At 50.7% G+C, this 18,948-nt stretch carries 17 protein-coding genes; 7 read left to right on the top strand and 10 right to left on the bottom strand.

Annotation, left to right across the window (positions count from 1 at the left end; all coding sequences use genetic code 11):
- The first annotated feature begins 808 nt into the window (after window positions 1–808).
- Window positions 809–1,615 (top strand): tRNA cyclic N6-threonylcarbamoyladenosine(37) synthase TcdA, encoded by an 807-nt coding sequence (tcdA, locus tag A7090_RS08540; RefSeq protein ID WP_000117724.1) that lies wholly within the window; start codon window positions 809–811, stop codon window positions 1,613–1,615.
- A 50-nt stretch (window positions 1,616–1,665) separates the two neighbouring features.
- On the opposite strand, the gene csdE is transcribed toward tcdA, so the two are convergent.
- Window positions 1,666–2,109 (bottom strand): cysteine desulfurase sulfur acceptor subunit CsdE, encoded by a 444-nt coding sequence (gene csdE / locus A7090_RS08535; protein WP_105273687.1) that lies wholly within the window; start codon window positions 2,107–2,109, stop codon window positions 1,666–1,668.
- Window positions 2,109–3,314, bottom strand: coding sequence for a cysteine desulfurase CsdA (gene csdA, locus A7090_RS08530; RefSeq protein WP_105273686.1), 1,206 nt, complete (start codon window positions 3,312–3,314; stop codon window positions 2,109–2,111). The genes csdE and csdA overlap by 1 nt, the downstream gene beginning before the upstream one ends.
- Before the next feature lie 191 nt (window positions 3,315–3,505).
- On the opposite strand from csdA, the gene A7090_RS08525 reads away from it, so the two are divergent.
- From A7090_RS08525 to rlmM, 4 genes are all read left to right on the top strand, one after another.
- On the top strand, window positions 3,506–3,733 hold the full coding sequence (locus A7090_RS08525; protein ID WP_105273685.1) for a YgdI/YgdR family lipoprotein: 228 nt from the start codon (window positions 3,506–3,508) through the stop codon (window positions 3,731–3,733).
- 349 nt (window positions 3,734–4,082) lie between these two features.
- Entirely contained in the window at window positions 4,083–5,000 is a 918-nt protein-coding gene (gene gcvA, locus A7090_RS08520) for a glycine cleavage system transcriptional regulator GcvA (RefSeq protein WP_105273684.1), read from the top strand.
- Between the two features lie 18 nt (window positions 5,001–5,018).
- Window positions 5,019–5,414 carry a DUF423 domain-containing protein gene (locus A7090_RS08515; RefSeq protein WP_000203905.1) on the top strand — a complete coding sequence of 132 codons (396 nt, stop codon included), beginning with the start codon at window positions 5,019–5,021 and terminating at the stop codon, window positions 5,412–5,414.
- Complete coding sequence (gene rlmM / locus A7090_RS08510) at window positions 5,407–6,507, top strand: 23S rRNA (cytidine(2498)-2'-O)-methyltransferase RlmM (protein WP_073503441.1); 1,101 nt, start codon at window positions 5,407–5,409, stop codon at window positions 6,505–6,507. The genes A7090_RS08515 and rlmM overlap by 8 nt, the downstream gene beginning before the upstream one ends.
- A gap of 43 nt (window positions 6,508–6,550) precedes the next feature.
- Here the strand turns inward: rlmM and fucR are convergent, their stop codons facing one another.
- From fucR to fucP, 5 genes are all read right to left on the bottom strand, one after another.
- Entirely contained in the window at window positions 6,551–7,282 is a 732-nt protein-coding gene (gene fucR / locus A7090_RS08505) for an L-fucose operon activator (protein WP_105273683.1), read from the bottom strand.
- A 57-nt stretch (window positions 7,283–7,339) separates the two neighbouring features.
- A complete protein-coding gene (gene fucU / locus A7090_RS08500) occupies window positions 7,340–7,762 on the bottom strand; it encodes an L-fucose mutarotase (protein ID WP_074502898.1) in 423 nt (140 codons plus the stop codon).
- Between the two features lies 1 nt (window position 7,763).
- A complete protein-coding gene (gene fucK, locus A7090_RS08495; protein ID WP_105273682.1) occupies window positions 7,764–9,182 on the bottom strand; it encodes an L-fuculokinase in 1,419 nt (472 codons plus the stop codon).
- A gap of 108 nt (window positions 9,183–9,290) precedes the next feature.
- The gene (fucI, locus tag A7090_RS08490) at window positions 9,291–11,066 is read right to left on the bottom strand and encodes an L-fucose isomerase (RefSeq protein WP_105273681.1); all 1,776 of its coding nucleotides are present in this window, start codon (window positions 11,064–11,066) and stop codon (window positions 9,291–9,293) included.
- Window positions 11,067–11,098: 32 nt separating this feature from the next.
- Window positions 11,099–12,415, bottom strand: coding sequence for an L-fucose:H+ symporter permease (gene fucP, locus A7090_RS08485; protein ID WP_105273680.1), 1,317 nt, complete (start codon window positions 12,413–12,415; stop codon window positions 11,099–11,101).
- A 544-nt stretch (window positions 12,416–12,959) separates the two neighbouring features.
- Between fucP and fucA the strand changes: the two genes are divergently transcribed.
- Complete coding sequence (gene fucA / locus A7090_RS08480; RefSeq protein ID WP_000440775.1) at window positions 12,960–13,607, top strand: L-fuculose-phosphate aldolase; 648 nt, start codon at window positions 12,960–12,962, stop codon at window positions 13,605–13,607.
- 27 nt (window positions 13,608–13,634) lie between these two features.
- The gene (gene fucO / locus A7090_RS08475) at window positions 13,635–14,783 is read left to right on the top strand and encodes a lactaldehyde reductase (RefSeq protein WP_105273679.1); all 1,149 of its coding nucleotides are present in this window, start codon (window positions 13,635–13,637) and stop codon (window positions 14,781–14,783) included.
- Between the two features lie 89 nt (window positions 14,784–14,872).
- Here the strand turns inward: fucO and xni are convergent, their stop codons facing one another.
- The 3 genes from xni to sdaC all read right to left on the bottom strand — a co-directional run bounded on the left by xni (window position 14,873) and on the right by sdaC (window position 18,454).
- Window positions 14,873–15,628 (bottom strand): flap endonuclease Xni, encoded by a 756-nt coding sequence (xni, locus tag A7090_RS08470; protein WP_105273678.1) that lies wholly within the window; start codon window positions 15,626–15,628, stop codon window positions 14,873–14,875.
- 111 nt (window positions 15,629–15,739) lie between these two features.
- Window positions 15,740–17,107, bottom strand: a complete 1,368-nt coding sequence (sdaB, locus tag A7090_RS08465) for an L-serine ammonia-lyase II (RefSeq protein WP_105273677.1) — start codon at window positions 17,105–17,107, stop codon at window positions 15,740–15,742.
- A 57-nt stretch (window positions 17,108–17,164) separates the two neighbouring features.
- Window positions 17,165–18,454, bottom strand: coding sequence for an HAAAP family serine/threonine permease SdaC (sdaC, locus tag A7090_RS08460; protein ID WP_105273676.1), 1,290 nt, complete (start codon window positions 18,452–18,454; stop codon window positions 17,165–17,167).
- Between the last annotated feature and the right edge of the window lie 494 nt (window positions 18,455–18,948).

Raw genomic sequence — 18,948 nt, 5'->3', positions numbered from 1 at the left:
CGTTGTTCATGCCGGATGCGGCGTGAGCGCCTTATCCGGCCTACAAACCATGCAAATTCAATATATTGCAGAAGTTATGTAGGCCTGATAAGCGTAGTGCATCAGGCATTTACGCGTTTAGGGTGAGGGATAACCTCACATCCTGATTATTGACTAAGTGCGCGTTGTTCATGCCGGATGCGGCTTGAGTGCTTTATCCGGCCTACAAACCATGCAAATTCAATATATTGCAGAAGTTATGTAGGCCTGATAAGCGTAATGCATCAGGCATTTACGCGTTTAGGGTGAGGGATAACCTCACATCCTGATTATTGACTAAATGCGCGTTGTTCATGCCGGATGCGGCGTGAGCGCCTTATCCGGCCTACAAACCATGCAAATTCAATAGATTGCAGAGGTTATGTAGGCCTGATAAGCGTAATGCATCAGGCATTTACGCGTTTAGGGTGAGGGATAACCTCATATCCTGATTATTGACTAAGTGCGCGTTGTTCATGCCGGATGCGGCTTGAGTGCCTTATCCGGCCTACAAACCATGCAAATTCAATAGATTGCAGAGGTTATGTAGGCCTGATAGGCGTAGTGCATCAGGCATTTACGCGTTTAGGGTGAGGGATAATCTCACATCCTGATTATTGACTAAATGCGCGTTGTTCATGCCGGATGCGGCTTGAGTGCCTTATCCGGCCTACAAACCATGCAAATTCAATAGATTGCAGAGGTTATGTAGGCCTGATAAGCGTAGTGCATCAGGCATTTACGCGTTCAGGGTGAGGGATAGCCTCGCCCTTTTTAATTCTGAGGTGCTATGTCTGTTGTAATTAGTGATGCCTGGCGTCAGCGTTTTGGTGGCACCGCGCGTCTGTATGGTGAAAAAGCGTTGCAACTGTTTGCTGACGCGCATATTTGTGTGGTCGGTATCGGTGGCGTCGGTTCCTGGGCGGCAGAAGCGCTGGCGCGCACGGGGATTGGCGCAATCACACTTATCGATATGGATGATGTGTGCGTCACTAATACCAATCGGCAAATTCACGCGCTGCGCGATAACGTCGGGCTGGCAAAAGCGGAAGTCATGGCCGAACGTATTCGCCAGATTAACCCGGAGTGCCGTGTAACGGTGGTGGATGATTTCGTGACGCCGGATAACGTAGCGCAATACATGAGTGCCGGTTATTCGTATGTAATTGATGCCATTGATAGCGTGCGACCCAAAGCGGCGCTGATTGCTTATTGTCGGCGCAATAAAATCCCGCTGGTCACGACCGGTGGCGCTGGTGGGCAGATTGATCCGACGCAGATTCAGGTTACCGATCTGGCGAAAACGATTCAGGACCCGCTGGCGGCAAAGTTGCGCGAGCGCCTGAAAAGCGATTTTGGCGTAGTGAAAAACAGCAAAGGTAAGCTCGGCGTGGATTGCGTGTTCTCTACCGAAGCGCTGGTGTACCCGCAGTCAGACGGTACGGTGTGTGCTATGAAAGCCACGGCAGAAGGGCCGAAGCGGATGGATTGTGCATCTGGATTTGGCGCGGCGACGATGGTGACCGCCACCTTTGGTTTTGTTGCGGTTTCTCATGCGCTGAAGAAGATGATGGCGAAAGCGGCGCGTCAGGGGTAAACAATCAGGTCGGATGCAACGCGAACGTCTTATCCGACCCGGTTAGGTGCTTAAACCTGCTTCGCCGCAGCGATAATCGCCTCGCTTAACGCATTCAACCCCTGGCTGCGTGAGGCGCTAAGCTGCGCACGCAACCCCAGCACATCAAACAATGCCAGCGGCGACTGTGCCTGCAATTCGGCGGCGGTTTTCCCCTCAACAGCAGTCAACAACACCGCCAGCAGGCCGCGCACAATGCGCCCTTCGCTGTCGCCAAAGAAGTGCATCTTGCCATTTTCAGCCACGGTATATCCTAGCCAGACGCGGTTTTCGCATCCGGCAATCTCTTTGGCCTGTGCTTTTAATTCGTCTGGTAAAGCCGGAAGCTGTTTCCCCAACATAATCAACTGGCGATATTTATCTTCCCACTGTGTTAACGGTGAGAAGGTATTGCGTAACGACTCTGCGGTTACGGTTGTGCCGAACGGGTGTCCGGCGAATTGCGGGTTCGTCATTAATCCACCAATAATTCCAGCGCGCGGTCAACGGCGTTTACCAGCGCATCCACATCACTCTTTGTATTATATGGCGCAAAAGAGGCGCGCAGTGTGCCGGTTACGCCTAATTCTGCCAGTAGCGGCTGCGCGCAATGCTGCCCGGCGCGCAGGGCAATACCGTACTCTGCCAACAGCGTCACCATATCGCTGTGATGAACTCCCGCAAAATCAAAGGCCAGCAAGCTGGAATCCTGGCAGCGGAATGAACGAAAACCTGGTCGTTTTGCCAGCGCCTCTTCTGCAAGCGTTGCTAAGCTACGGCTCCAGCTTTCAGCCTGGTGGATATCGTAATCTGCCAGCCATTCCAGCGCCGCGCTTAATCCTATGACACCCGCCACATTTGGCGTTCCGGCTTCCAGTTTCCACGGCGCGGATTGAGGGGTGAAGCCGTCAAAACTCACTTCGTGAATCATTTTGCCGCCGCCCAGCCAGGGGGACATCGTTTCCAGCAGTTCTGGTTTGCCATACAGCACGCCGATACCTGTTGGGCCATACAGTTTGTGACCTGAAAAAGCATAGAAATCAATATCCAATTGCTGAACATCTACCGGGAAATGCACCGCCCCCTGAGCACCATCAACCATCACTACCATCCCGGCTGAATGAGCAAAGGTAATCGCTCGTGCCAGATTCGGGCAACCGCCAGTGACGTTCGACATCTGGCCCAACGCCAGAATCCGACTACGGGGGGTAATCAGTTCTGGCAACAAATCGACATCTGGCAGTCGCTGCGCATTAAGCGGCAATTTCACCACTTTGGCGCCGGTTTGTTGGGCGACCATCAGCCAGGGGACGAGGTTGGCGTGGTGCTCTGCCACACTGACAATAATTTCATCGCCCGGTTGCAGACGCGGACGGGCATAGCATTGCGCCACCATGTTGATGGATTCAGTGGTGCCACGCGTCCAGACGATGGTTTTGTCATCTGGTGCATTCAGTAATTGCGCCACTTTTTCCCGTGCAGCTTCATAACGCGCGGTCAGGCGTTGGGCTTCGGCAAACTGGCTGCGATGGACGTTTCCGGCGCTCAGGCTGTAAAACTGTCGGGTTGCTTCAACCACGGCTTCAGGTTTAAGCGCGGTCGCGGCGCTGTCGAGATAGACGCCCGCATCCTTTAGCGCGGGAAACTGGGCGCGAAACTGCGCGGGATTAAAAACGTTCATGGTACTCCTCGGCTTGATGCTCCGATCGTGACGCAAAATTCACTTTGATACAAGGAGAGTGCTAACCATCAGAATTATCTGGATATCCTGGCGAAGCCGCGCCAGTAACATATGCTGAATAGTGTTAGGCGTTAATTTTAGCCTGTTAATCAATGCTATTAAGATTTATTAATCGCTTTAAGGAGAAGATGATGAAAAAGACTGCCGCAATTATTTCTGCCTGTATGCTGACTTTTGCCCTGAGCGCCTGTTCCGGTTCGAACTATGTGATGCACACCAATGACGGACGTACCATCGTCTCTGACGGCAAACCACAGACTGATAACGATACCGGTATGATTTCGTATAAAGACGCTAATGGCAACAAACAGCAGATCAACCGTACCGACGTGAAAGAGATGGTCGAACTGGCTCAGTAATTCGCGATCGCAAGATAAAAAAAGCACCGCAATTAGGCGGTGCTACATTAATCACTATGGACAGACAGGGTAAATGTACAGGAAGTGAAAAAAGGTAGCTTTGCTACCATGGTCTGAATCGCAGACCAATTGCAAACACAACAACACAACATCACAACCGTAAGCCAAAAGTTCACCAGAACACGCATTCCGATAAAACTTTTCGTTCCGGCTCAGGAAGTGCCGCCACTATAGGTATTTGCTGGTAGAAGCTCAACGGACAATTTATAATGGCTCAGATTAAAAAAACTAATAGGTTACACGCTGTAATCTAATTGTTAAGTTCATTTAACATCAAAGTTTAAAAGCCATGTCTAAACGATTACCACCGCTAAATGCCTTACGAGTATTTGATGCCGCAGCACGCCATTTAAGTTTCACTCGCGCAGCAGAAGAACTTTTTGTGACCCAGGCCGCAGTAAGTCATCAAATCAAGTCTCTTGAGGATTTTCTGGGGCTAAAACTGTTCCGTCGCCGTAATCGTTCACTCCTGTTGACCGAGGAAGGGCAAAGCTATTTTCTCGATATCAAAGAGATATTTTCGCAATTAACCGAAGCGACGCGTAAACTCCAGGCCCGTAGCGCCAAGGGGGCGTTGACGGTCAGTTTACTCCCCAGTTTCGCCATTCATTGGTTGGTTCCGCGACTTTCCAGCTTTAATTCAGCTTATCCGGGAATTGACGTTCGAATCCAGGCGGTTGATCGTCAGGAAGATAAGCTGGCAGATGATGTTGACGTGGCGATATTTTATGGTCGAGGCAACTGGCCGGGGCTACGGGTGGAAAAACTTTACGCCGAATATTTATTGCCGGTGTGTTCGCCGCTACTGCTGACTGGCGAAAAGCCCTTGAAGACCCCGGATGATCTGGCTAAACATACATTATTACATGATGCGTCTCGCCGTGACTGGCAGACATATACCCGCCAGTTGGGGTTAAATCATATCAACGTTCAGCAAGGGCCAATTTTTAGCCATAGCGCCATGGTGCTGCAAGCGGCTATCCACGGGCAGGGGGTGGCGCTGGCAAATAACGTGATGGCGCAATCTGAAATTGAGGCTGGACGTCTAGTTTGCCCGTTTAATGATGTTCTGGTCAGTAAAAACGCTTTTTATCTGGTTTGTCATGACAGCCAGGCAGAACTGGGTAAAATAGCCGCCTTTCGCCAATGGATCCTGGCGAAAGCCGCTGCTGAACAAGAAAAATTCCGCTTTCGTTATGAACAATAATTTACGTAGGGTACGACCATGACCAGCCGTTTTATGCTGATTTTCGCCGCCATTAGCGGCTTCATTTTTGTGGCTCTGGGCGCTTTTGGCGCGCATGTGTTAAGTAAAACCATGGGGGCCGTTGAGATGGGCTGGATCCAGACCGGTCTTGAATATCAGGCGTTCCATACGCTGGCGATCTTAGGTCTGGCTGTGGCAATGCAGCGTCGCATCAGTATCTGGTTTTACTGGAGTAGCGTTTTCCTCGCGTTAGGCACGGTGCTGTTCAGCGGCAGCCTTTACTGTCTGGCGCTGTCTCATCTGCGTTTGTGGGCGTTTGTCACACCGGTTGGCGGCGTGAGCTTCCTCGCGGGCTGGGCGTTAATGTTAGTCGGAGCTATCCGTTTAAAGCGCAAGGGCGTAAGTCATGAATAAGGTTGTATTGTTGTGCCGTCCGGGTTTTGAAAAAGAGTGCGCCGCAGAAATTACGGATAAAGCCGGCCAGCGGGAAATTTTCGGTTTTGCCCGCGTGAAAGAGAATGCGGGTTATGTCATTTATGAATGTTATCAACCTGATGATGGCGATAAGTTAATCCGTGAGCTGTCGTTCAGTTCATTAATTTTTGCCCGCCAGTGGTTTGTGGTGGGAGAGCTTTTGCAGCATTTGCCGCCAGAAGATCGTATTACCCCTATTGTCGGCATGTTACAGGGCGTAGTCGAGAAGGGCGGTGAACTGCGTGTTGAAGTGGCCGATACCAACGAAAGCAAAGAGTTGCTGAAATTCTGCCGTAAATTCACCGTGCCGCTACGCGCTGCCTTGCGCGATGCCGGAGTGCTGGCGAATTATGAAACGCCGAAGCGTCCGGTTGTGCATGTATTCTTTATTGCACCAGGTTGCTGCTATACCGGTTACTCTTACAGCAACAATAATTCGCCGTTCTATATGGGCATTCCGCGTCTGAAGTTTCCGGCTGATGCGCCGAGTCGTTCCACGCTCAAACTGGAAGAGGCATTTCATGTGTTTATTCCGGCAGATGAATGGGATGAACGCCTGGCGAACGGGATGTGGGCAGTGGATTTGGGCGCTTGCCCAGGCGGCTGGACCTACCAACTGGTGAAGCGCAACATGTGGGTTTATTCCGTTGACAACGGCCCGATGGCGCAAAGTCTGATGGATACCGGACAGGTGACGTGGCTGCGGGAAGATGGTTTCAAATTCCGTCCGACACGCAGCAATATCTCCTGGATGGTATGCGATATGGTTGAAAAACCGGCGAAAGTTGCGGCATTGATGGCGCAGTGGCTGGTTAATGGCTGGTGCCGTGAAACCATTTTCAACCTCAAACTGCCGATGAAAAAACGCTACGAAGAAGTGTCACACAATCTGGCGTATATTCAGGCACAGCTTGATGAACATGGTATAAATGCTCAGATCCAGGCGCGGCAGTTGTATCACGATCGCGAAGAAGTGACGGTGCACGTTCGCCGCATCTGGGCTGCGGTGGGGGGGCGTCGCGACGAGCGATAACAGGCAAGGCCGGGGTGCCGTCTCCGGCCTGCTACTCTTTCAATCAGGCCGTTACTAAAGAAGTCGCAACCTGACGCTCATCAGAAATAATGTGCGTTACCTCATCCAGATGCCCGATGCGGGCTTCCCCGGAACGATTAAATTTACTTTTATCAATCAATAACAACGATTGCGCGGCACGCTTTAATAGTATCGATTTGTAATCAGCGTTGATCGCATTGGAGTCCCACAGTGCGCCGCTGCTATCGATTCCTTCACAAGAAAAAATAAATAGATCGATTTCCAGCGATTTAAGTTGGGAAATCAGCGAGGGATTGACGTAACAGCCATATTTGCGCTCAAGTGTGCCGCCGGAATTGCTCAGTTGAATGCGTTCGCGTTTACCGAGCTCATGGCAAATCGGATGGCTATTGGTGAAGACCTGGATGTCGATGTCAGGCAACTGGCGTGCCAGATACCAGCAGGTTGAACTGGCGTCTAAGGCTATCACCATCCCTTCTTCAATCCACGCGAGCGCCTCGCGGGCGATATCTGCTTTATGCGCATAATGGCTTTTCAGCCGGATATGAAAGGGATCGCCACTGTCCTGATTTTGACGGTGGATATATTTAGCGCGCCCATGATTGCGCAGAATTTTACCCTGCGTCTGTAATTCATTGAGATCGCGACGAATGGTTTCTTTACTGACCTTTAACTGTTCAGAGAGAGCTTCCGTGGTCAGGCTGGTATGGTTCAGCAGCAGGTCGACTATCGCTTGCTGGCGTGCCGCTTTCATATTTTTCACCCCATCATTCGATAACCGCCCGCGTCATGCGGGCGTACCGGTATGAGATTACGGTGTTACTCCTTTTTTTAAAAGAATATTCCCGTACTTCGCTCGTTCGCCTGTGATAACGATCGCAAAGGCTTTTTGCGCCCGTTCATAAAACGCAAAACGATTGATGTGGATGATGTCAGGACAGGGGGCTTGGAGTGAAAGCGCATTTCGATAACGTCGTTCTACTTCAGGATCGAGAGTGTCACCTTCTACCGCCGCCATCATCACCAGCGGCGGTGCATAACTGTCCAGTTCAAATAACGGGATAATCGCCTGGAGTAAGTCGCTTACCAACAGGCCATCAGCGCGGATCACCTGCGGTCCCATCGAATGGGCGGGAAAGTGAGCATCGGAGAAAATAATTTCATCTCCATGTCCCATCTCTGCCAGCACTTTCAATAGTTCGGGAGAAATTAACGGCGAAATTGTTTTCAGCATTTCACACTTCCTCTATAAATTCAGGTTCAGTTTGTGGGTAGAAATAACGGTACTGATAATGGATCTGCGCGCGGGCTTCTTCCGGGCTGTTAAATTCCCCAACGCCATACCAACCGAACAGCGCAGCTCCTGCGACGGTTGTTTCGGCGTCGTCGAGAACTTTAATAGGAATATCAAGCATATTGGCTTTAATCTGATTCCACAATGTGTTGCGACTTCCTCCACCGACTAACAGCAATTCAGAGGCTTTAAAGTGGCCGATTTTTTCCAGCATCTGTAGATTGTGCTGTAATTGCGCAGTTAGCCCTTCCAGCGCCGCGCGATAGAAATGCCCCCGCGTGGTATTGAGCGTCACTCCTTGCCAGCCTGCGTTCTGACACGACAGCAAATCGCACTGCATTTTCACGCCATCCGCACCCGGCGGGATCAGACGTGCTTCTTCAATCAACATTTGCCAGGGAGTTTCAGCCGTCCAGAATAGTTTTCTCACCCATTCCAGCACGCCGGATGCCAGCCATTGCATACCTGGGTTATACAACCCTGTCTGGCTATCCAGTTCGCAAGTGGAGCCGGCGTACTGACTTAGCAGTGAAGTATCAACCTGCGTGCTGCGGACCATTAAAATTTCCCATGTACCAGAAGAGAGCACGGGTTCATTTTGTTCGGCACCAGCGCCAAAAAGGGCGAACTGGGTATCGTGACCTGCAGAAATCACAGGTATGCCAACGGGTAAGCCGAGCATTGCTGCGGCGCTGTTCTGTAGCGTACCAATCTGTTCACCCGCTTCCACCAGACGAGGGAAGAGGCGGCGTGGAATACCGGTGGCTTGTAAAATTTGCGGACTGAAATCGCGTTGCTGAATATCCAGCATCTGGCTGGTTCCAGCCATCGTGATATCAGTAGTGAATTCGCCGGTTAAACGATGGTTAATCAGTGATGAAATAAAGAGCCAGGCGTGCGCGTGTTCCAGCAGTTGTGGATGATTTTCTTTCAACCACACCAACTTATATAACGTATTGAAACTAAAGGCGCCGACGCCAGAAATAGCCTGCAACTGCTGTGCGGAGATCAACCGTTCAATATTTTCCATTACCGCCGCCGTTCGCGGACATTTCCAGCTAATGATCGGATAGAGCAGATTTCCTTGCTTATCTACCAGAGCACCATCCACGCCAAAGGTCGTGACGGCAATACCGCGGATGTGGCATTCAGCCAGTTCACTGCTGATTTGCCGACAGCAATCAGCAAAGCGTTGCAAAATGGCGTCTAAAGACCACTGGTGCCAGGTGTTGTTTTCCATCGCGATATCGCTGGCATTAGGCGTTGAGGCGCGGGCAACAATTTTTCCCTGCCGATTAACTGCGATGGCCCTGACATTGGTCGCGCCACAGTCGAGTACCAGGATAACTTCTTGTTTCATAATCGCTCCTGCAATATAGCCGGATAACATTGTTTATCCGGCTAACCACTCTTGCTTGTTCAGGCCCGGTAGCCGGAGCGACCGGGCATCACAGCAGGGAGGAATGTATTAACGCTTGTACAACGGGCCGTAGTTCTGGCAAGCGCGGTAATCCTGGCCTTCAATATCCATGCCGTGCGCGGCCCAGGCAGAAGGACGATACACTTTGGTCTCTTCAACGTTGTGCATACATACCGGAATACGCAGCATGGAGGCGAGAGTGATAAAGTCTGCGCCAACGTGGCCGATGGTCAGAACCCCGTGGTTAGCGCCCCAGTTCGCCATTACCGAGTACACATCCGTAAACGGCCCTTTACCGGTGAGGCGCGGTGCAAACCAGGTGGTTGGCCAGGTTGAGTTGGTGCGTTTGTTAAGGATGTCATGCACATCCTTCGGTAACTCAACGCTCCAGCCTTCCGCGATTTGCAGTACCGGTCCAAGGCCTTTGATGATGTTGACACGAGTCATGGTGAACGGGACGCCGCCTTCGGTAAGGAAGCGGGAAGAGTAACCGCCGCCACGGAAGTATTCGTGGATCGCCGGGCACCATTCGGTAGCGGCGAGGCAAGCGTCAGCCTCTTGCTGAGAGATTTCCCAGTGCGGCTTCATGGTCGGTTTACCTTCGCTGTCGCGTTGTTTACAGGAACCGTCCAGCGCAGCAGAACCGGAGTTGATCAAATGGATAATACCGTGCTCTGCCAGTCCTTCCAGTTTATGCCCCGTGACACGCTCAATTGCTTCTGGTGACCAGTAGGTACGCACATCGGCAAATACCTGAGCGGTGCCGGTGAGCTGGTGGCCCATTAGCATTGCCACGCCGTTAAGACTGTCGTTTTCGGTCGCCACGACAAACGGCTTGCGCACACCATTCCAGTCAAATGAACTGTTGAGGATCGCTTCGGCGGTGTCGCCATTTGGATATTGATCGGTCCAGTGACGTTGCCCCTGGAAGCCCGCAGCAATGGCGTTGTAGCCAAGAGATTCTTCCACGCGACCGATATCGGCCAGTTTGCTGTTGCCTTGCATCATGTCGCGGATACACATCGCCATCAGTAAACTTTCACGTAGAACTGCGCGGCTTTGCTCGGCATTGCGTTGATACTGTTTGTTATTTTCATCTTCGCCATAGCGGAAGTTTTTATCAGCCCAGGCCAGCGCCATTTCCAGTTCGGCTTCGTCGTAAATCTTCTGATCGATACGGCGACGCAGTTCGGTCATATCCACCGCCTGGACTTTCATTCCCAGCCAGGATTCGAAGAAGTTGTGGTCAACGATGGAACCCGCGATACCCATCGAAACGCCGCCCAGCGACAGATAGCTTTTACCTTTCATGCTGGCGACTGCCAAACCGGCGCGGGCAAAGCGCAGCAGTTTTTCTTCAACGTCGGCAGGAATCGATGTGTCATCGGCATCCTGAACGTCATGACCGTAAATGGAGAATGCCGGGATACCTTTCTGACTGTGCGCTGCCAGAGCTGCGGCGAGGTAAACCGCGCCGGGGCGTTCAGTGCCGTTAAAGCCCCAAATGGCTTTCGGGCGAGTGGGATCCATGTCGATGGTTTCACTGCCATAGCACCAGCAAGGCGTTACCGTAATGGTGAGGCCTACATTCTGGCTGCTGAATTTTTCTTCGCAGGCAGCGGCTTCAGCCATACCCGCGATACAGGTATCGGAAATGACACACTCGACGACAGCACCGCAGGCATGACGCAGTTTCTGGGTCAGTAGTGCAGCCGTGGCTTTCGCCATATTCATTGTTTGTTCTTCAAGCGACTCACGAACACCCATGCGACGACCGTCAATAACCGGGCGGATACCAATTTTCGGTAAGCTGATTTTTTTCATTACAGATTCCTCACTTTATTCGGAAAATATGTTCAGTTAGTTGCCGTTTGAGAGCGGAAACGGGCAAAGATAAAGATGACCGCGAAGCAGAGTGCTGGGATCAGTTCGGCAGTGGGGATGTTGCCTGCCGCGTCACTGACAAAACCCATGACCGGAGTGACAATACCGCCGCCAATAATGGTCATAACGATGAAGGACGAGCCGTATTTAGTGTCCTGGCCGAGATTCTTAATGCCCAGCGAGAAGATGGTTGGGTACTGAATCGACATAAAGGCGCTGCATAATGTCAGGGCTATTAAGCCCACATGACCGCCAGCGAAGGCTGAGATCAGGCACAGTGCCATAGCGATTAATGCGTAGGCTGCCAGGACTTTGTGTGGTGCGAAGCGACTGATGAGCCAGGTACCGGTGAAACGACCGATAAAGAAGCACACCATAGTTCCGGTTAAATAGTTAGCGGCAAAGCCTGCGGTCATACCGGGAATTTCTTCTACAGCGTAGCGAATCAAATAGCTCCAGCAGGCCGTTTGCGCGCCGACGTAGCAGAATTGCGCTAATACCGCCCAGCGCCAGTGGCGAATACGCACCAGACGAGAAAGCGATGCGGAGAACGATCCTTGTTTGGCGTCACTGTGATTATCACTCTGCAATGCCGGGAATTTCGTCAGCATGATCAACAGGGCGACCAGTAACACAATAGCCACGATGATCATATAAGGTGTCTGTACCGATAATACCAGGCTGTGTTTATACGCACTCAATTGTTCTGGTGACATTTTATCGAGAACGTCTTGCGATTGATGTGGCACGTTAGACAAAATAAGACTTTGCCCAAAGACAACCGCGATAATTGCGCCAAAAGAGTTAAATGTTTGCGCAAGATTTAAGCGGAAGTGACCACTGCTTTCCGGCCCTAATACCGTAACAAAAGGGTTTGCGGCAGTTTCCAGACAACCTAATCCGGCTGCAATAATAAATAAGCCAACTAAAAACAAGGTATAGTTCATTATTTCCGCAGCAGGCCAGAATAATGCAGCGCCGAAGGCATATAAAAATAATCCGGTAATAATTCCTGCTTTATAACTGAGTTTTTTCATCAATATCCCGGCAGGGATTGGGATAATGAAATAGCCAAAGTAAAAGGCTGATTGGATCAGGCCTGCCTGGAAGTTTGTCAGCGTAAAAGCCTGCTGAAATTGAGGCAATAAAATGTCGTTAAGGTTATTGGCTACCGCCCAAAGAAAAAACAGTGAGCACAGCAGCGCGAATGGAATAATGTAACTTCTGCTTTGCCCTGCATCTTTATCTACCGCACGGTAACTCTGCGTTTGTATTGATGTGTTTCCCATAGCATCCTCTTAGGTTCAGAAGCTTAAGCACGTAATCGGTTATGTTTTCAAAAGTGCAAAACCAGCGAGTTCGGGCTTCATGTCAGTGAATATTTGCCTGTCAGAAATGAACTCATGGATTCATTTTCAAATAAAAAACGCTCTGTAATATGACAGCGGTCACACTTATTAGCTGGAAGGTGACTTTATGTGACTACCATCACTTTAATAATCGAAATTTCATGCCCGTTTCAGAAAATAAATCATAAAAAACACAAACCAGATGACCGTATTAATTGTTTGTGCCGAAAACGGGCATTCCTGGTGGGAGTAATAGAAAAATGACCGTTTTGATAAATATTTTTAAGAGCGGTCATTTTTAATGGAGTTATAAAAGAGAATTTGCATTTATTTACTGTGATTAGTTGAGCCAGGTCACAAAATATAAGCGTGTGAATTTATTTCTGGTTAATCAAGAAGAAGATGGTGAGTAATTAAACGGCTAATTCAATAGTGTGAAAGGAACGACATTATTGTCCTGTTTTGAGTCAGAGAGAGGTAGCTAATGGAACGAAATAAACTTGCTCGTCAGATTATTGACACTTGCCTGGAAATGACCCGCCTGGGACTGAACCAGGGGACAGCGGGTAACGTCAGTGTACGTTATCAGGATGGGATGCTGATTACGCCTACAGGCATTCCGTATGAAAAACTGACGGAGTCGCATATTGTCTTTATTGATGGCAACGGTAAACATGAGGAAGGAAAGCTCCCTTCAAGCGAGTGGCGTTTCCATATGGCGGCCTATCAAAGCAGACCGGATGCCAACGCGGTTGTCCACAACCATGCCGTTCATTGCACGGCAGTTTCCATTCTTAACCGACCGATCCCCGCTATTCACTACATGATTGCGGCGGCTGGCGGTAATTCTATTCCTTGCGCGCCTTATGCTACCTTTGGAACACGCGAACTTTCTGAGCATGTTGCGCTGGCTCTCAAAAATCGTAAGGCAACTTTGTTACAACATCATGGGCTTATCGCTTGTGAGGTGAATCTGGAAAAAGCGTTATGGCTGGCGCATGAAGTTGAAGTGCTGGCGCAGCTTTACCTGACGACCCTGGCGATTACGGACCCGGTGCCAGTGCTGAGTGATGAAGAGATTGCCGTAGTGCTGGAGAAATTCAAAACCTACGGGTTACGGATTGAAGAGTAATTTCGTAAAGCAACAAGGAGAAGGATGATGGCTAACAGAATGATTCTGAACGAAACGGCATGGTTTGGTCGGGGGGCTGTAGGGGCCTTAGCCGATGAAGTGAAACGCCGTGGTTATCAGAAGGCGCTGATTGTCACCGATAAAACGCTGGTGCAATGCGGCGTGGTGGCGAAAGTAACCGATAAGATGGATGCAGCAGGGCTGGCATGGGCGATTTACGACGGTGTAGTGCCCAATCCGACAATTACTGTCGTCAAAGAAGGGCTGGGTGTATTCCAGAATAGCGGCGCGGATTACCTGATCGCGATTGGTGGTGGGTCTCCACAGGACACGTGTAAAGCGATCGGCATCATCAGCAACAACCCGGAGTTTGCCGATGTGCGTAGCCTGGAAGGACTTTCCCCGACCAATAAACCCAGTGTACCGATTCTGGCAATCCCAACCACAGCAGGCACTGCGGCAGAAGTGACCATTAACTACGTGATCACTGACGAAGAAAAACGGCGCAAGTTTGTTTGCGTTGATCCGCATGATATCCCGCTGGTGGCGTTTATTGACGCTGACATGATGGATGGTATGCCTCCGGCGCTGAAAGCCGCGACGGGTGTCGACGCACTCACTCATGCTATTGAGGGGTATATTACCCGTGGCGCGTGGGCGCTAACTGATGCGCTGCACATTAAAGCGATTGAAATCATTGCTGGGGCGCTGCGAGGATCGGTTGCCGGTGATAAGGATGCCGGAGAAGAAATGGCGCTCGGGCAGTATGTTGCGGGTATGGGCTTCTCGAATGTTGGGTTAGGATTGGTACATGGTATGGCGCATCCACTGGGCGCGTTTTACAACACTCCACACGGTGTTGCCAACGCCATCCTGTTACCGCATGTCATGCGTTATAATGCCGATTTTACCGGCGAGAAGTACCGCGATATCGCGCGCGTTATGGGCGTAAAAGTGGAAGGTATGAGCCTGGAAGAGGCGCGTAATGCCGCTGTTGAAGCGGTGTTTGCTCTCAACCGTGATGTCGGTATTCCGCCACATTTACGTGATGTTGGTGTACGCAAGGAAGACATTCCGGCACTGGCGCAGGCGGCACTGGATGATGTTTGTACCGGTGGCAACCCGCGTGAAGCAACGCTTGAGGATATTGTAGAGCTTTACCATACCGCCTGGTAAATGCGCTGATGTGACGATGCCGGATGCGACGCTGGTCGCGTCTTATCCGGCATATAAGTGTTTTAAATTCAATGTTTTGTAAAATATCGTTACCGTACCAACCGCAATTGCTGTAAATTGCCGTCGATATGCAAATCGGTTTGTAAGCGGGCAATATCGCGGCACAGAAACGCCATCTCTTTATGCATTTCTAATTTTTTGCGCCACTTTTCGGCAACCGCGTCCAGACTCTCATATATCCCTTCCAGACTTTGAAACTCGACCAGCAGCTGCGTGGCGCTTTTTGGCCCGATCCCCGGAACCCCCGGCACCTTTGAACTGCTAATCCCCGCCAGCCCCCAGTAATCGGGTAACTGCTGCGGTTGAACACCAAATTCTTTATCGATAAACGGTGCATCCAGCCAACGTTTCTGGAAGTAATCACGAATACGTAATGTAGGTGAAAGTAACTGACAGTAGCCTTTATCTGTCGAAACAATCGTTGCCTGATGCCCGGCCTGGGTCACTTTGACCGCCAGCGTGGCGGCTAAGTCATCGGCTTCGTTGCCGCTGGCTGACCAGCACGGGACGCCGCGTTGTTCAAAGGCGGCGCGTAATGCAGGCATTTCGTCGTGCAACTCTTCCGGCATTGGCGGTCGACCCGCTTTGTAATCCGGTAAACGCTGATGACGCCAGCCGCTACTGCGGTTTTCATCATCAAAAACGGCGACGGCGTGGGTTGGCTGGCTGTGCATAATGAGCTGATCGAGTGCGTGCTGGCAGGTTTCGACACAGGGCGAACCCTGAACGGCATGAATGCGACGGATGAGATTAAGTGCATCGACAATAAGCAAATGAACAGCCACGATAACCCCCTTAAAGATCAGGCGATAAGGGTAACATTCGATGCCGGAACAGGCTACGGCTGGATGAGAAATCGGGAAGAGGCCTCGCAAAACGAGGCCTCTGGAGAGGGATTAATCGCAGGCGACGATCTTCATCGCCAGGCCGCCGCGAGAGGTTTCGCGATACTTGGCGTTCATATCTTTACCTGTTTCGTACATGGTTTCGATAACTTTATCGAGGCAGACGCGCGGTTCGCTGGTACGGCGCAGCGCCATACGCGCGGCGTTCACCGCTTTTACTGCCGCAATGGCGTTACGCTCAATGCACGGTACCTGAACTTGTCCGGCGACCGGGTCACACGTCAGGCCGAGGTTATGCTCCATGGCGATTTCTGCTGCGATGCACACCTGTGCCGGGCTTGCGCCTAACAGTTCAGCCAGACCTGCCGCGGCCATAGAGCACGCCACACCCACTTCACCCTGACAGCCGACTTCAGCACCAGAAATCGAGGCGTTCATCTTATAAAGAGAACCAATTGCGCTGGCCACCAGCAGATAGCGAGCCAGTGAGTTAGCGTTCACTTCGCGGATAAACTTGTCGTAGTACGCCAGCACTGCCGGGATAATCCCGCACGCACCGTTAGTCGGCGCAGTCACCACGCGACCACCTGCGGCGTTCTCTTCGTTCACTGCCAGCGCAAACATGTTGATCCAGTCAACAACCGCCATCGGATCGGTAGTGATTTTGTCCTGGCTTACCAACATCCGGCGTAGTGCCGCAGCACGGCGTGGAACGCGCAGTTTGCCTGGCAACACGCCTTCGGTGGCAATACCGCGCTCAATACCGCCACGCATCACTTCCCAGACGTTCGCCAGGTGCTGTTCCAGCTCTTCTCTGCTGTGCAGCGCCAGCTCGTTTTTCATCATCAGGCCAGAGAGTGACAGCCCGGTTTCCTGACAATGTTTTTGCAGATCGGCTGCTGAACTGTAAGGATAAGGAACTTCAATCGGTGCGCTATCCTGCTGACCAAAATGTTCTTCATCAACGATAAAGCCACCGCCGATAGAGTAGTAAGTCTGGCTGTAAACGACTTTATCGCCCGCCAGCGCGGTAATGCGCATACCGTTTTCATGTAGAGAAAGGTTGTCGGCATGGAAATTCATGCACTGATCAACCGGGAACTCCACTTCATGCTGACCATTTGCCAGCATCAGGCGACCATGAGTATTCACATCCTGAATAAAACCAGGGATGGAATCGATATCCACGGTATCCGGCAGATTACCCGCCAGGCCCATAATAATGGCGATATCAGTGTGATGGCCTTTACCGGTCAGAGAGAGCGAGCCGTACACGTCAACCACCACGCGGGTTACGTCTTTAAGCAGATTCCGGGCAATCAGATCGTCGGTAAATTGTTTACCCGCTTTCATTGGTCCAACGGTATGAGAACTGGAAGGGCCAATGCCGATTTTGAAAATATCGAATACGCTAATCATAGGAAATACATCGCGTTAAAACGGAGGAAGCGCCGCCCGAAAGCGGCGCGAAAGAACTTAGCTGAACAGAGAGTAGAAGATTGCGGAGATTGCAATCAGACCCATCACGACAACGAAGACGTTGCTGATGTGACCGCTGTACTTACGCATTGCCGGTACTTTCTGGATTGCGTACATCGGCATCAGGAACAGGATCATCGCGATGATTGGGCCGCCTAAGGTTTCAATCATACCCAGGATGCTCGGGTTCAGGGTGGCAACAATCCAGGTTGTTACCAGCATGAATAGCGCAGTGATACGGTTCAGCTTGTTGATTTCGATAGACTTACCTTTACTACGCAGAGATTTAATCACCATACCGTTGAAGCCTTCACGTGCGCCCAGGTAGTGGCCGAGGAAGGATTTGGTGATAGCGATAATCGCGATAATCGGAGCCATCCACGCGATAATCGGCGCGTTAAAGTGGTTAGCCAGGTAAGACAGAATCGAGATGTTCTGCTCTTTAGCCGCAGCCAGGTCTGCCGGCGTCAGGCTCAGTACGCAGCTGAACACGAAGAACATTACGGTCAGCACCATCATGATGTGTGCGAATGCCAGGATCTTCGAGCATTTCTGTTCTGCCATATCGCCGTACTCTTCACGCTTCGCAACGGCGAAAGAAGAGATAATCGGAGAGTGGTTGAACGAGAACACCATTACCGGAATCGCCAGCCACAGGGTCATCCACAGACCGTTTCCGGTTGCCGATGCCGTGTCCAGAGACAGCGTTTCCAGTGCTGCGCCGTTCCACTGCGGGATCAGGTACAGCGCCAGCAGCATCAGTACGCCAACAAACGGGAATACCAGAATACTCATCGCCTTAACGATCATTTGCTCACCGAAGCGAACGATGGTCATCATACCCACGATCAGGATCAGCGACAGAATTGCACGCGGCGGCGGCGTCATACCCAGCTGATGAGACATGAAGCTTTCAACCGTGTTAGTGATAGCCACGCTGTAGACCAGCAGGATCGGGTAGATAGCAAAGAAGTAGAGCAGGGTAATCAGTTTACCTGCGCCAATACCAAAGTGTTCTTCTACTACCTCGGTGATGTCTTCGCCTGGGTTTTTACCAGACAGTACGAAGCGAGTCAGGCCGCGGTGAGCAAAAAACGTCATCGGGAACGCAAGGATAGCCATGATGATCAGCGGGATCATACCGCCAACACCGGCGTTGATTGGCAGGAACAGCACGCCCGCGCCGATTGCCGTGCCGTAAAGGCCCAGCATCCACATGGTGTCTGTCTTGCGCCAGGCACTACGAGAGTCTTTCGACGCAATCGTGCTGGTTTGAGTCGTTTCCATCTATTTCTCCTGGAGGAATGCAAATAATTCAGCTTTTAGCCAGTTCAGCCCGGGAAGGTGCCTGACTGTAAAAATGAAATCTGTCTATTGGTGGTGGCTTAATCATTTACCGCCGTAATAATTTGAGGGCGGAAAGATACACACAAGTTATGTATCTATCAGTGATCTTGATCCCAAATACAATAATCTACTTAGAAGATAGATAATCCCAATGCTTTACTCTGTAAATTAAAAGTAAAAGAGAATTTAAGGGCAATATTTGCCCATTAAACGACATCTGATTTATTCCGGGGCGCGCAATATATGTAGGTTGAACTGAAAAAATCAATACTTTTAGTTAATCATGGCGATAATTTCTTTTTCATAGCGATAAAATACGGTTTATGAAAATAGGGAAACGTTTGCGGCACAATATAAATTGTATGACATATTAACTAAGATGATATTTATCGCGTGAGTATGGTGATAAACATTCATATAACAAATGAAATGAA

Origin of the sequence: Escherichia sp. MOD1-EC7003 (genome assembly GCF_002965065.1) — a bacterium.
Taxonomy (GTDB): domain Bacteria; phylum Pseudomonadota; class Gammaproteobacteria; order Enterobacterales; family Enterobacteriaceae; genus Escherichia.
This window is presented reverse-complemented; position numbering and strand designations above follow the sequence as displayed.

Bases quoted from the DNA above. Each gene is read 5' to 3' on its own strand.
- fucA (WP_000440775.1), top strand. From the start codon at position 12,960: ATGGAACGAAATAAACTTGCTCGTCAGATTATTGACACTTGCCTGGAA.
- tcdA (WP_000117724.1), top strand. From the start codon at position 809: ATGTCTGTTGTAATTAGTGATGCCTGGCGTCAGCGTTTTGGTGGCACC.
- fucK (WP_105273682.1), bottom strand. From the start codon at position 9,182: ATGAAACAAGAAGTTATCCTGGTACTCGACTGTGGCGCGACCAATGTC.
- csdE (WP_105273687.1), bottom strand. From the start codon at position 2,109: ATGACGAACCCGCAATTCGCCGGACACCCGTTCGGCACAACCGTAACC.
- sdaB (WP_105273677.1), bottom strand. From the start codon at position 17,107: ATGATTAGCGTATTCGATATTTTCAAAATCGGCATTGGCCCTTCCAGT.
- fucR (WP_105273683.1), bottom strand. From the start codon at position 7,282: ATGAAAGCGGCACGCCAGCAAGCGATAGTCGACCTGCTGCTGAACCAT.
- rlmM (WP_073503441.1), top strand. From the start codon at position 5,407: ATGAATAAGGTTGTATTGTTGTGCCGTCCGGGTTTTGAAAAAGAGTGC.
- fucP (WP_105273680.1), bottom strand. From the start codon at position 12,415: ATGGGAAACACATCAATACAAACGCAGAGTTACCGTGCGGTAGATAAA.
- A7090_RS08525 (WP_105273685.1), top strand. From the start codon at position 3,506: ATGAAAAAGACTGCCGCAATTATTTCTGCCTGTATGCTGACTTTTGCC.
- A7090_RS08515 (WP_000203905.1), top strand. From the start codon at position 5,019: ATGACCAGCCGTTTTATGCTGATTTTCGCCGCCATTAGCGGCTTCATT.
- fucU (WP_074502898.1), bottom strand. From the start codon at position 7,762: ATGCTGAAAACAATTTCGCCGTTAATTTCTCCCGAACTATTGAAAGTG.
- fucI (WP_105273681.1), bottom strand. From the start codon at position 11,066: ATGAAAAAAATCAGCTTACCGAAAATTGGTATCCGCCCGGTTATTGAC.
- fucO (WP_105273679.1), top strand. From the start codon at position 13,635: ATGGCTAACAGAATGATTCTGAACGAAACGGCATGGTTTGGTCGGGGG.
- gcvA (WP_105273684.1), top strand. From the start codon at position 4,083: ATGTCTAAACGATTACCACCGCTAAATGCCTTACGAGTATTTGATGCC.
- csdA (WP_105273686.1), bottom strand. From the start codon at position 3,314: ATGAACGTTTTTAATCCCGCGCAGTTTCGCGCCCAGTTTCCCGCGCTA.
- sdaC (WP_105273676.1), bottom strand. From the start codon at position 18,454: ATGGAAACGACTCAAACCAGCACGATTGCGTCGAAAGACTCTCGTAGT.